Source organism: Antrihabitans spumae (genome assembly GCF_043944905.1).
Taxonomy (GTDB): Bacteria; Actinomycetota; Actinomycetes; order Mycobacteriales; family Mycobacteriaceae; genus Antrihabitans; species Antrihabitans spumae.
The window spans coordinates 53569-66244 of record NZ_JBIMSN010000116.1 but is presented as its reverse complement, the minus strand read 5'-3'; the positions used below and the strand labels follow the sequence as shown (position 1 = coordinate 66244).

Sequence of the window (12676 nt, the reverse complement as noted above, 5' to 3'; positions counted from 1 at the left end):
TGCCGACCTTGCCGTCACCATGCCCACGATCGCGTCACCCGCTACTCGATCAACGTCTCTGGTCGTCGGCAAACCGAGTGACGGCTTCATCTGCAACGTCAGCGACGGGCAACAAGAAGGGCTGCTCGCGGTCGGCGAGCTCGGGCGGGGTGTCGTTGCTGCTGGGCCTCCATTGGCTGTCGGGGTCGAAGAAGTCGTCGGGGAACGGGGCGGGCTGGCCGTGCTCGTCCCACCAGCCGGTGAACCCACCGGCGTTGAGGGTCGCGAGGTCCTGCTCGCGCTGGGTCGTGGCCTCGTGGCTCATGCTGCGGGCTCCAGTTCGGGCAGGTCGGGCTCGGTGGTCGTGGCGTCCTGGTCGGAGCTGGCAACTGCGGTGGCTCGGGCTGCGGCGGCCTTGATCGCGGCGCGTGCCCGGGCGATGACCTCGAGCCCGAGGTAACGGCGGCCTTAGATCCACTCGTCGTGCTGCTCGGCGAGCACCGCACCGACGAGCCGGGTCACGGAGTTGCGGTCGGGGAAGATTCCGACCACGTCGGTGCGACGCCTGATTCGCGGTTCAACCTCTCGTTGGGATTGTTGGACCAGATCTGGCGCCAGATCTCACGCGGGAACGCGGCGAACGCGAGCACGTCGGCGCGGGCTGCGTCGAGGTGGTCGGCCACGTCGGGGAGCTTGTCGGCAAGGGCGTCGAGCATCTTGTCGTACTGGGCGTTCACCGCCTCGGCGTCGGGCTGGTCATAGACCGAGTGCAGCAGCGCCTTCACGCCGTTCCAGGCCGACTTGGGGCACACGTCCATCAGGTTCGCCGCGTAGTGCGTCCTACAGCGCTGCCAGGATGCTCCGGGCAGGTTGGCCGCGATCGCCTCCACGAGCCCTGCGTGAGCGTCGCTGGTGACCAGCATGACCCCGTCCGGGCCCGAGGTGAGTCCGCGGGCGACCAGGTCGGCGAAGAAGGTGTTCCACGCAGCGTGGGTCTCGGACGTGGCGACCTGGATGCCCAACACCTCGCGGTGCCCATCAGCGTTGACTCCCGTGGCCACGAGCACGACGGCGTTGACCACGCGGCCGTTCTCGCGGACCTTCATCGTCAACGCGTCGGCGGCGAGGAACGCGAACGGCCCGGACTCATCGAGCCGGCGGGTGCGGAACGCCTTGACCTGCTCATCGAGGTCCGCGGCCATCCGCGAGACCTGCGACTTCGACAGCGAGGTGATGCCCAAAGTGGCCACGAGCTTGTCCATCCGCCGCGTCGAGACACCCAGGAGGTAGCAGGTCGCCACCACGCTGATGAGCGCGGCCTCGGCCCGCTTCTTGTGCTCCAACAGCCAGTCCGGGAAGTACGAGCCCTGGCGGAGCTTGGGGACCGCGACGTCGATGGTCCCGACCCGGGTATCCAGGTCGCGGTGGCGGTAGCCGTTGCGGGAGTTCACCCGATCCGGCGAGGGCTGGCCGTACTCGGCACCGCACACCGCGTCCGCGTCGGCGGAGAGCAGCGCGTTGATCACCGTCGCGAGCAGCGTCCCGCATCAGATCAGGCGAGGCGTCGGAGAGTCCCTTCTCCAACAGGGCGACAGGGTTGAGAATGTGAGGAGCGGTCATCGTGATGACTCCGTTCGAGAGTGCTTTGGAAGGTTCACTCGAAGGATCACGCGGTGGCCGCTACCTCGTCCCCACGACACGCACGGGGCGGCGGATCTCGGCTACCGCGTTACACCACTATCGGGGACGCAACTCGACCCCCGGAGCGGACCGTTGTCGCGGTTCCGGAAGTTGTACATGAGGGCTCCGGCAGTTCGGTGACTCCGGACCGAACTCCTGAGGGAGCCCATCGCCGGGCTGATCAGCTGCCAGGTGCACGGCCACGCTCAGCCGCCGCCGGTGCCTCGCCTCCGACATGACAAGAGGCGCCCACACTGCCGGCCATCAGGCCTGCACCGATCCGCGCTCGTTCAGCCCGCCATCGGAGCTGCCACGCGTCTTGCAGATCAAGGTGTCAACCAAAGTTGACAGCGCGTCGCGCGGTCGGCGCCTGTTCACCTGACCATCGAAAGGCGGTGGTGTCGTGACGGTCTCGATGCGGGTGATGAGCGCGGGCGACGGGTACAAGTACCTGCTGCGCACGGTCGCGGCCGCGGACGGCGACCGCGCCCTCTCGACGCCTCTGACGAGGTACTACGTGGAGGCGGGAACACCACCGGGCCAGTGGCTGGGGTCCGGCGTCGTCTCGCTCGGCAAGGGGCAGCTCGCGGTGGGTGATCGGGTGTCGGAGGCGCAGCTCCAGCTCTTGATGGGCATGGGTCGTGACCCGATCACCGGTGACCCGCTCGGTCGCGCGTTCCCCGCCTACAAGTCCGTGCCGGAGCGGATCGAAGCTCGGATCGCTGACCTTGACCCGAGCCTGAGTCCGGGCGCGAAGGGTGAGGCGGTCGCTCGGATCGAGGCTGAGGAGGCCGAGCGCGGTAAGCGGCGGGCGGTGGCGGGGTTCGACTTCACTTTCTCGGTCCCGAAGTCTGCCTCGGCGTTGTGGGCGGTCGCTGACGCAGGGACCCAAGCGCTGATCGGTGAGGCGCATCATGCGGCGGTTGCGGAGGTGGTTGCGTTCATGGAGCGTGAGGTTGCAGCCACCCGCACCGGTGCAACCGCCGGCGACGGAGCCGTTGCGCAGGTGGATGTGACCGGGCTGGTGGCGACGGCGTTCGATCACTTCGACTCCCGCGCAGGCGACCCTCATCTGCACACCCACGTCGTCATCAGCAACAAGGTGCAGACCGTGCTGGACGGGAAGTGGCGCAGTCTGGATGGACGGCCGATGCACGCCGCCGTGGTCGCCCTGTCGGAGCTGCACGAGGCGGTGTTCGCCGACCACATGACCCGCACTTTCGGCGTCGAGTGGGAGGCCCGCGACATGGGCCGGGACCGGAACCCGGCATGGGCGATCAGCAGCGTGCCGGAGGAGCTGGTGGCTGAGTTCTCGACCCGTGCCCGGCACATCGACGCCGAGAAGGACCGGCTGATCGCCGAGTACGTCACCAAGCACGGCCGCCAGCCCTCGACGGCGATCGTGATCAAGCTGCGCGCCCAAGCCACCCTCGCCACACGCCCGGAGAAGCAGGTGCGGTCGCTGGCCGACCTGACTGCCGAGTGGCGCACCCGTGCTACCGGGGTACTCGGCCAGGACGCCAGCGGCTGGGCGCGCGCCGTGACGGACAACGACAAGTCGCTGCTGCTGCGTGCCGATGACGTACCGCTCGATGCGATCGGCGAACTCGGGCAGACCGTGGTCGGGGTGGTGGGTGAGAAGCGGTCCACGTGGCGGCGGTGGAACTTGATGGCTGAGGCGTCTCGGCAGACGATGGGCTGGCGCTTCGCCACCATGCAGGATCGCGAAGCGGTCGTCACGATGATCGTTGACGCCGCCGAGCAAGCCTCGCTGCGGCTGACGCCGCCCGACCTCGCCACGTCACCGGCGGCGTTCCGGCGGGTGGACGGCACCAGCGTGTTCCGGCCCAAGCACTCGACCGTGTTCTCCTCCGAGCTGCTCCTGGGCGCCGAGGACCGTCTGCTCGACCGCTCCCGCACCACGACCGGGCCGACCGTGCCGCTGGCGACGGTTGAGAAGATCACCGCTCGTCCCGATGCGGAGGGTCGGTTGCTCGGCGAGGATCAGGCCGACGCGCTCATGAAGATCGCGGTCTCCGGCCGTGTCCTCGATGTGCTGATCGGACCGGCCGGGGCCGGGAAGACGACGGCAATGTCCGCGCTGCGCCGGGCATGGGAGAAGGAACACGGCGCCGGGTCCGTAGTCGGGCTCGCACCGTCCGCGGTGGCCGCGCAGGTCCTCGCCGACGACCTCGGGATCAGATGCGAGAACACGGCGAAGTGGTGGCAGAACCACCTCGTCCACGGCAAGGACTTCCGGGCAGGTCAACTCGTCATCATCGACGAAGCCTCCCTCGCCGGAACCCTCTCGTTGGACCGCATCACCCACCTGGCCGAACGAGCCGATGCGAAGGTGCTGCTGGTCGGCGACTACGCCCAGCTCCAGTCCGTGGACGCCGGCGGCGCGTTCGGGCTCCTCGTCGGTGACCATGACGATGTGCCCGAGCTGGTCGACGTGCACCGGTTCACCCACGAGTGGGAGAAGACCGCCTCCCTCGCACTGCGGCACGGTCGTACGCAGGTGATCGACACCTACCTCGCCCACGACCGCATCCACGACGGCGACGCCGATGCGATGACCGACGCCGCCTACACCGCCTGGCGCACCGACCGGAACCAAGGCTTGGTGTCGGTGCTGGTCGCCGAGACCCGCGACCACGTGAGCGCCCTCAACACCCGCGCCCGTGCCGATCTGATCCTCGACGGCACGTTGGCACCCGGTCGGGAGGTCGAGCTGAACGACGGCACCACTGCCGGGGTCGGGGACACGATCATCACCCGTCGCAACGACCGCCGGCTACGTAACGAGAAGACGTGGGTGCGCAACGGTGACACCTGGACCATCACCGGCGTCCGGGACGACGGCTCGGTCACGATCCGCAAGGCCGGCCGCCGGTTCGGCGGGTCCATCGTCCTCCCCGCCGCCTACGTGACTGACCATGTTGATCTGGGCTACGCGGTCACGGCGCACAGGGCGCAGGGCGTCACTGTCGATACCGCGCATGTGCTGGTGGAGCCGACTACAACGAGGGAGAACTTCTACGTCGCGATGACCCGCGGCAAGCACGCCAACCGCGCCTACGTGATCCTCGACCGGGCCGACGAGCACGCCCACCCGCATCCGGGCGACAACGCCGACGCCACCGGCCGGTCGGTGCTGTTCGGGGTGCTCCAGCATGTGGGTGCGGAGCTGTCCGCGCACGAGACCATCACTGCCGAACATGAGCAGTGGGGTTCGATCGCCCAGCTCGCGGCTGAGTACGAGACCATCGCCGCGGCAGCACAACGAGACCGCTGGGCCACCTTGATCAGGTCCTCAGGCCTGACAGTCGAGCAAGCCGATGCGACGGTGGAGTCGGAGGCGTTCGGGGCACTCACTGCCGAACTGCGCCGCGCGGAGGCCAACCACCACGACCTCGACATCTTGTTCCCGCGACTGGTGGCCGCGCGCGGGTTCACCGATGCCGACGACATCGCCTCCGTCCTGCACTACCGCGTCGCCCGTGCCACCGCACGCCCGGCGGGCTCGGGCCGCACTCGCAAGACACCACGGCTGATCGTCGGACTGATTCCGTCCGCCGACGGCCCAATGATTCGCGACATGCGCCACGCCCTCGATGAGCGGCGCGAGATGATCGAAGCTCGCGCTGATGCCGTGCTCGACACCGCACGCGAGACCGGCGAGTCATGGGCGCAGCATCTTGGCGAGCCACCCCGCGATCAACGCCAGGCCGCTGCGTGGCGACGTTACGGGCGCACCGTTGCGGCCTACCGCGACAGATACGGCGTCACGGATGACCGACCACTGGGGCCGCCGCCGCAGTCCACGGCGCAGTGCATCGACGCCGCCCGTGCACGAACTGCCCTCGATCGAGTACATGGCTTCATCACCCAAGCGAGCGATGTACCGCAGCATTCACCGGGACGCGAGGACGTCGAGCGCTCGTTGTAAGTGTGGCGCGATTTCGGCACTTCCGAAGCTTGCAGTCGACTTGGTTCGAGTGTGAGAATCAGCGATTGCCGGACGGCGTCGATGATGACTCTCCATCGCCATGTCCTTTGCCGGTCGGCCAAGGATACGCATTCCAAGCGTTCAACAGAATCGGATTCTCGGTATCAACCTTCTTACCGATGTCACGCAGGCTGACGACACCTCCTGCACTCTTCGCCATCTCTGCGAGGAGCAGCGGCTCAACGTCTTTGCCGTGCGTCACGAGCCACTCGACTTCACGCGCGCTCGCCGCGGCTACAGGAACATCTGGGAGCCTCCCGCCAGGGATGACTGCAACGTCATGGTCGAGAAGGTACGCGGCTCCGGTATAGAACGGCTCCGCCGTGACGATCAACCCCAACATGGGGCGGTCGGTTGGGATGTTCGTGAACGCCGGGTGATTGTCAGCAAGATGGCTGACCGTACGGGTCAACTGCTTCCGTGCGCCGCCTAGGGTCTCGCTGAGCGAATTCATCAGCGTCGCATCGCCGGCCCGTGCTGCCGGGCCGAGGCGGCGAGACTTGACCTCAACCAAGATGACCAGACTGGGCAGGATCACAAACCAGTCAACGCTCTTGTGACCGCCACCCTTGCCGTAGACAATCTCGGGTTCGACCTCCGCGTCTTCGATCAGGTTGAGTTGTCGACCAATGTAGTGCTCGAACAGGCCTCCGAGATCATCCGCGAAAGCCTTGCCGTGCTTGGTCATCCCGATGTAGTACAAACCTCCCGGCGTGACCGTCCGCATGATCAGACGCGTCGCTGGAGCAACAGGCTCCCCGTCGCCCATGTCCACGAACGGCGTCGCCATCAACGGGTTGTAATCGAATCGGGCCGCTGTGGCTGTTCCGACCGAGTGGTCGTTGAAAGCAGTCCGAAAGGCTGCGGGTGTCGTGGTGAGTCGAGAGGCGATCTTCTCTATGTTCGTCCGCGGATAGAGCTTCAGCACTTCAGTGAAGTTTGGCTGATCCAGCCAGCCAGGCTTGTATGCTCCACCGTTCTGGAAGGCACCCACTTGGAGGAAGAACGTCGCGCCGATCGCCTCGCGGAACGGAATTCCGTCGAGCATGGCCGCCAGCGAGTCCTCCGTGATCACTCGGGTCTCGACGTCGGGCAGACCCTCGACCATCCAGGCGTGGGAGCGAGCAAGTTCCTCGAACATCGACTCCTGGTAGGGGAACTGCTCGTACGTGACCCGAGTCATCACTTTGACGAGGAAGTCCTCGGACCCCACATCAGCATCGTCGATGTCCATCGCGATCTGGAACTTGTGCATCAGCTTCCGCAGCGCCTTCTCATCGACGGCCTTCGAGCGATACTCATTGCCGTAGAGAAGCGAATCTCGCGCGGCCGCAGCCAATCCCCACGGCGGCATCCGATGTTTCACAGCATCTGGATACGGCGGTTCGCCGAGCGATGCCGAGGCCTGCGCGATCGCCGGGATCAGCTCGCTGGGTTTGAAGGCGCGGCACGCTTGAGTGAATGCCGAGTAGGGCAAGCCCGGATCGCGCGAGAAGCTCATAGACGTCCGTGTCCTTCGGAGCGCCGTTGTCTAAACGTCGAGCGAATCCTCCATGCGGGAGTGACGCTTAACATGGTGTTACGGGCGACCGCAAGGTCGGTTGGCGCAGTCAAGACGCATCCGGGAGGAGCACATCTTCGATGACACCTGAGCTTGCAGATGTACGTAAACGCATGGTGGGCACGTACCTTGCGCGGTAGTCTTCACCGTCGATGGGGTCGGAATCGTCCCATTCATGGACTACTACGCGCAGGGTGTTGGTCAATCGCCCGATGAGAAGCGCAAGTGGGAACGGGCACCGCAGCAGGAGGTGCACCTCGGCGTTGGAGTTGTCGTTCGACAGGGCACGGATGTGCGCGGCGACGTCGGCGGCGATCAGGCCTGCATCAGTGGCGTCGAGGAGCGTGCCGCTCGCACTTGTGAGATGACGCCAGGCCGCGAGAAACGGCCTGTGGTCTTCGATATAGCGGGTGAAGGCGGTGTCGCTGCGTTGGGGCAGGAGATCGACATACACGGCTACGGAGGGGCGGCCGGTCGTGATCGCAGATGGCTCGCCGCCTTGATCTGCGATTTGCACTTGCGTTTGCGTGATGAACCGCGCTTCGCCATCGCTCGACCAGGTGGCGCCCTGTTGGTCGATCACGTCCATGTGTCCGTTTCGAGACGAAGGCAAGGCCGCCCCGACCGCGAAGGCCACGGAGAGATGAGCCCCTCCAGCAACACGTAGGCGATGTGCCCCGGAACGGGTCACGGCATCGGGGAGGAGACCGATGGTGTCCTTGAGGTCTCGGAGCCCATCGGCGCTCGGAAGCCGTTCGTGATCGGAGGGCATGAGCCGGATGTCCAGTTCGTCACCGGTTCGGTCATAGACCTGTGGCGTGTTCCTGGTCTGGAGGCTTAGGTGGAACGTCTGGTCGGTTGCCTCGATTCGCTTGCGAAGAGACGCGATCCGGTGCCAGACCAAACCGCGGATCAATGCCAGCAGACCATCGCGCTCGGCGGATTGCTGATCTACACCGCTCAAGGTGCCGGGACGAATCTCTAGGAGCCGGTCAGGAGCGTCGTAATCTGTTCCGCCGTGGTCTGTCTTCACCGAGTTGATGATGCCGAGTGCAAACACTTCGTGGTCGCGGTGTAGCTCAAGGAGTTGAGGTGCTTCCAACGTCTTCACGACTCTGCTGTTCACCACGTCCGGTGTCGTCACGAGAACGCCGCCGGAGATGCCGGCCGCTATCGCTTGCTTGAGTCGGGCCTCGGTGTCGCCTGGCGGCAGATCGTCTCGGTCCCGCCACACAGGGATGCCGGCGGCCCGGAGGAGCCAGGCGAGCTCCGTAGCAACACCAGTACCGTCCTTCTGGCGGTACGAGATGAAGACAGGGTCTGCTGGGTCAGGGGCGGCGGAATCGGATGTCATGGCGTCTCCTTGTGTTCTTCAGTTACGAAGGTGGCGTGCCTCACCGCGTCACTGGCGTGCGGGCTGTTTACAGCAGGCGCCGTAGGAAGCCTCTCGGGTAACACTGCCAAGATGCGGTCCCGTTCTACGAGCCAAATTGCAACGACCACTCGTGCCGATGAATCGAATCCAGCGATGATCGCGACGAACTTGTCGAACCCCAGTTCGGGGTCGTGCAGATGGCGCATGTAGGAGTGGAGATCAACCTCGCTCGGGGAGAGTCCTCCGGTCGGGTGGGTGTGCCATTCGCCTATCCACTGGCTACGGTCCTCCGACCAGGCGTAGTCCGCGAGACGCCGGGCATGGTCGAGGTCTCGCATAAAGGTGCGTTCGCCGCGGGTGGCGTTGGGTCCAGGTCCGCCGGCGTGTCGGATGTCGATCCCATCAGTCGCGTCGTTCCCGAGCAGGATGCCGCCAGTTTCGAGTCCATCGACGGACCGCAACGCCTCGCGCGCGATCGTGCCGAGTGCGACGTCAGTGATCGTCAGCGGAGGCACCTCTCTTCGACCTGTCATCCTGGCGAGCAGGTCGGGCACGATGCACGAGGTCTGGGAATGGACGACCACCGAACATCGCCGGCTTGGCTGAGGTCGAAAGGGGCTGCGAGGTCACCTGCTGGTCGGAGACCGATGATGGCGTGTTCGCCGGGAACCTGCTGGGTGTGGTCACCGTGAAGCGATTCCAGAAGTGTCGCGATCGCTACTTTTGCGGCGAACGTGCCGATGTATCGGAGATCAGGCGGCACAGCCGTCATTGGCTGGTGGACGCGCCCGGTGCCGTAATCCAACTCCTGATCCGCCTCAGCGTCCATCGCTCCCTGATCTGCAAGCTGCTGCCGTAGACAGAGGAGACATCCGAACCGGGGTGTTGGTCGCAGCCTGATGACTTCTGCGATCGAGCCATTGTCGAGCACGCACGCCAAGATCGCCGGCTTCCGTGCGCGCCTGGAGAGGTGGCTGACGACACGCCTGGGAGCAATACCGTCTGCGGCACAGAGCACCAGGTCGACGCGGTCGACGATGGGCCGGATGTAGTGCGCCTCGGCAACCACGTCGCGTCGGTGGGCAAGTACTGTCTGTTGCGGCCAGTGCTGGGCGAGGTGATCTTTCATGGCCGCCACCTTGAACCGCCCGACGCTTTCGGCGCCGAGAGTGTGGCGAAGCATGTTGTGCCAGAGGAATCGGTCCGGGTCGACAAGTTCCACACGTCCGACTCCGTATCCTGCTAGCGCCTCTGCTGCGGCGCTGCCGATGCTGCCGCAGCCCACGACCATGACGCTGTTGGCGGCGAGCTGCTCGATCGGCCACTTGCCAGCCAACTGTGCCAGGCCAACAACTTCTGGCTCCATCTCGATAGCGAGCGGTTCCACACCGCTGCGCCGGACAGCCCATCCCGCAAACTCCGAGGCACCGGCCTCCACCAGCTCCGGTGGAAGATCGGGGTCGTGAGTGACGACCACGCCAAGGTGGTTGCCGGGATCGGCAACGCCCGGCACCAGCTCCCTGAATTCTTTGAACCCTATGGAGATATCGGGGCGTCTGGACAAGAAGAGATGGTGAAGATGGGCGTCGTTCGGTGCCACCCTGATCCACTGAGCGGCATGGTGGGGGTCGCCTGAACGAAGCGCGGCGTACTCGCGTGGGACTTCGGCTGGAAGCCGGATGTCTTTGCCGGTTTCCACGGTCTGGACGACATACATATCGTCCGCGGGAACGCGGCGGAGCACCAGCGATCCGCCCGACAGGTCGGAGCCTGCGATCTTCGTGACCGCGTCTCTGGGCATCACGATGTAGGGGTTACTGGGAGACATCTGTGTCTCCCGCCTCGGTCGGGTCCGGTGTTGGAGCTGCTCGCTGAATCGCTCGGTCAATCAGGTGGTCGTGCGAGGGGTCAGAGACGATGCCATTGACCGACATCTCATTGATGACTCCAGCCTTCATGAGGGCGTACTCGATTCGCCACCCCGATGCCTTCGCCAGAAGCTCGGTGAGGCTGGCTTCGGGCTGCCAGCCGCCATCGCTCTGGAGCAGACAGAGCGATCCTCCTGGGGCTACGTGCCATGCGGACTGTGTCTGTTCCCAGATCGACGGCTCCGGATCGAGGGAGTAGATGGTCGGCGGCACCATCGGGTGCGCCGCGGAGTAGGCGACGAGCACCCGCAGTTCCTGGTCCCCGAGCAGCTCGTCGAGAGTATTGGGCTGCGGCCGCTCGAACGGCCAGCGGGGGAGCACGCCGATCCATCCGCCGTGCGGCAAGCCGTCGTCTGCTGGACTCTGGTATTCGAGCAACGGCGCGAATGCCTGGACTTCATCTTGGTCGCGCGCCAATCGCACAGGTTCACGTTCAGTCCAGAGCACGGGGTTGAGCGCCGCGGTGCCCGCGCCGCGATCCGGCCCTGTTGCGCGAGTCATCCCTGCGGAGTGTCCTTCACCGGTCGGGGCGCCGCTGGTACGACCGCAGGCGCCGGGTTGCCAGTGGAGGCGGGAGGCTTCGGGAAGTCGTCCCCAAACACCTCACCCCAGTGCTTGATCGCAGCGGCAGTGTCGTTGTTCGCCTGTGCCTGGAAGGCCTTGATCGCGTTATCTCGTGCAGATCGAAGGGAATCGGCGAACTCGCCGTAGTCGATGTCAGGCTGAATCGGTCCACAGAGCCCAGCAGGATCGGCCACTTCGTTCCCGCCCTCAATGTGGTAGCAGGCGCTGACGAAGAACTGCTTGATCGCAGCGGGCTGGTTGACGTCCGTCAGCAGGAAGTCGAGCGCGAGGACCTCCATGACGAGAGACTTGATCTTGGTGTCTTGCTCGGCGGCCCACCACTTGAGCATCCGAACAGTGCCGGCGAACTTGTTCCACTGTGCGTGCCTATCCGCGACCTCGGCGATCAGGGATTCGGGGTCGCAAGCGACCCAGTCTTCCGAGAGTGCTTCAGGAATGAGGAGCCGCCCATCGCGGCGAAGTGCTGGCATGGCATCAACCGTGAAAGCGTCAGGATCGTCGGGGTCATCTAGGAAGCACTTGACGGCATGGTTGCGCCACCGGGCCAGTCGGACGGCGTGGTCGTAGGTGCCGTTCGTCGCCCCGAGCAGCGCGTTGACACGCTCGCGCGTGTGATCGAGAGCGTCCGCGGCGGAACCTCCCGGCGCTCCCCACTCAGGATGCTCGTCCTGATCGAAGACGACGATCACATCGACGTCATGGATCGGGTCCTTGTGCGTCCCTCGCGCGAGCGATCCGGACGCGATGACTTCCTCCACATCGTCCTCGGTGCCGAAGGCACTCTTGAAGAGATCGCGCCGGGCGCGCGCTTCGCGGACGTGTGTGATGTCAGCGTTCACGACGTCCTGAAAGGTCTTGAAGGCGTCCGTCACGCTCATAGTCGTTCTCCTGGTTGGTTCGTCGTTCGATCACCGTAGTTACTGCCACCGACATTGCTGCGTCGAGCAGGTGCGGCTCGCTGCCTACTTCTTCTTGCTGCGCTTGCCGGTGGTCTCGTTGGTCGTGGTCTTCGGGTGACGCTTCACCGTGGACTGCTTCACGAACCGACCCGTGACCGCGCTGCGCCCTCGCTTGCCTGCCATGCTCCTCACCTCCTCGGCGTTCTAAACTCGATGCTGCGTTTCAATTCTAACACAGTCCGTGTCGGAGGCGACGAACTGTCGCAGATGTGACACACTGGGGGTATGGCCAAAACCACGATCAACACGGCCGCGCTGTACTCCGCCCTAGACGCCGCGCGTCAAGAGCGCCAACTCTCCTGGCGAGCACTGGCCGGTGAGATCGGCGTGAGCCCCTCCTTGCTCTCCCGGCTCGGCAACGGCCTCAAGCCAGACACCGACGGCTTCGCCACGATCATCGCCTGGCTCCGACTCCCGGCCGAGGACTTCTTCGAGCACGAGGGAGAACGTGACGCCGACGACACTCGCGAACCCGACCTCATGGCCCAGCTCGCACCGCTCCTGCGCGCCCGGAAGGACCTCAGCGAAACCGACGTCAAGTACCTGCAACAGGTGATCGGCGCGACCATCGAACGTGCACGGGCCCAGGGATGACTC

9 protein-coding genes and 1 pseudogene are annotated in these 12676 nt (G+C 65.3%); 3 read left to right on the top strand and 7 right to left on the bottom strand.

The genetic code is table 11. The features are described 5' to 3' along the window. The coding region (locus ACHIRB_RS23715; protein ID WP_395127785.1) for a hypothetical protein at positions 1-439 on the top strand (439 nt) is incomplete at its 5' end. 11 nt (positions 440-450) lie between these two features. Here ACHIRB_RS23715 and ACHIRB_RS23710 read toward each other — a convergent pair. Then, a pseudogene (locus tag ACHIRB_RS23710) lies at positions 451-1599 on the bottom strand (IS256 family transposase); the annotation flags it as partial. Positions 1600-2062: 463 nt separating this feature from the next. Here ACHIRB_RS23710 and mobF point away from each other — a divergent pair. Continuing rightward, a complete protein-coding gene (gene mobF, locus ACHIRB_RS23705; RefSeq protein ID WP_395117417.1) occupies positions 2063-5611 on the top strand; it encodes a MobF family relaxase in 3549 nt (1182 codons plus the stop codon). 58 nt (positions 5612-5669) lie between these two features. On the opposite strand, the gene ACHIRB_RS23700 is transcribed toward mobF, so the two are convergent. The 6 genes from ACHIRB_RS23700 to ACHIRB_RS23675 all read right to left on the bottom strand — a co-directional run bounded on the left by ACHIRB_RS23700 (position 5670) and on the right by ACHIRB_RS23675 (position 11998). Then, the gene (locus ACHIRB_RS23700) at positions 5670-7172 is read right to left on the bottom strand and encodes a hypothetical protein (RefSeq protein WP_395117419.1); all 1503 of its coding nucleotides are present in this window, start codon (positions 7170-7172) and stop codon (positions 5670-5672) included. Between the two features lie 109 nt (positions 7173-7281). Then, complete coding sequence (locus ACHIRB_RS23695; protein ID WP_395117421.1) at positions 7282-8586, bottom strand: SAVED domain-containing protein; 1305 nt, start codon at positions 8584-8586, stop codon at positions 7282-7284. Next, entirely contained in the window at positions 8583-9140 is a 558-nt protein-coding gene (locus tag ACHIRB_RS23690; RefSeq protein WP_395117423.1) for a Mov34/MPN/PAD-1 family protein, read from the bottom strand. The genes ACHIRB_RS23695 and ACHIRB_RS23690 overlap by 4 nt, the downstream gene beginning before the upstream one ends. After that, on the bottom strand, positions 9137-10435 hold the full coding sequence (locus ACHIRB_RS23685) for a HesA/MoeB/ThiF family protein (RefSeq protein ID WP_395117425.1): 1299 nt from the start codon (positions 10433-10435) through the stop codon (positions 9137-9139). The genes ACHIRB_RS23690 and ACHIRB_RS23685 overlap by 4 nt, the downstream gene beginning before the upstream one ends. Continuing rightward, positions 10422-11036, bottom strand: coding sequence for a hypothetical protein (locus tag ACHIRB_RS23680; RefSeq protein ID WP_395125310.1), 615 nt, complete (start codon positions 11034-11036; stop codon positions 10422-10424). Before ACHIRB_RS23680 ends, ACHIRB_RS23685 begins: the two co-directional genes overlap by 14 nt. Next, complete coding sequence (locus ACHIRB_RS23675; RefSeq protein WP_395117429.1) at positions 11033-11998, bottom strand: SMODS domain-containing nucleotidyltransferase; 966 nt, start codon at positions 11996-11998, stop codon at positions 11033-11035. The genes ACHIRB_RS23680 and ACHIRB_RS23675 overlap by 4 nt, the downstream gene beginning before the upstream one ends. 306 nt (positions 11999-12304) lie before the next feature. Here ACHIRB_RS23675 and ACHIRB_RS23670 point away from each other — a divergent pair, with 306 nt between their 5' ends. Then, positions 12305-12673: a helix-turn-helix domain-containing protein gene (locus tag ACHIRB_RS23670; protein WP_188550641.1), complete on the top strand. Its 369-nt coding sequence runs from the start codon at positions 12305-12307 to the stop codon at positions 12671-12673. The last annotated feature ends 3 nt before the right edge of the window (positions 12674-12676 follow it).

Excerpts from the sequence above, each read along its gene's own strand:
- ACHIRB_RS23685 (WP_395117425.1), bottom strand. The coding sequence starts at position 10,435 with ATGTCTCCCAGTAACCCCTACATCGTGATGCCCAGAGACGCGGTCACG.
- ACHIRB_RS23690 (WP_395117423.1), bottom strand. The coding sequence starts at position 9,140 with ATGACAGGTCGAAGAGAGGTGCCTCCGCTGACGATCACTGACGTCGCA.
- ACHIRB_RS23675 (WP_395117429.1), bottom strand. The coding sequence starts at position 11,998 with ATGAGCGTGACGGACGCCTTCAAGACCTTTCAGGACGTCGTGAACGCT.
- ACHIRB_RS23670 (WP_188550641.1), top strand. The coding sequence starts at position 12,305 with ATGGCCAAAACCACGATCAACACGGCCGCGCTGTACTCCGCCCTAGAC.
- ACHIRB_RS23695 (WP_395117421.1), bottom strand. The coding sequence starts at position 8,586 with ATGACATCCGATTCCGCCGCCCCTGACCCAGCAGACCCTGTCTTCATC.
- ACHIRB_RS23680 (WP_395125310.1), bottom strand. The coding sequence starts at position 11,036 with ATGACTCGCGCAACAGGGCCGGATCGCGGCGCGGGCACCGCGGCGCTC.
- ACHIRB_RS23700 (WP_395117419.1), bottom strand. The coding sequence starts at position 7,172 with ATGAGCTTCTCGCGCGATCCGGGCTTGCCCTACTCGGCATTCACTCAA.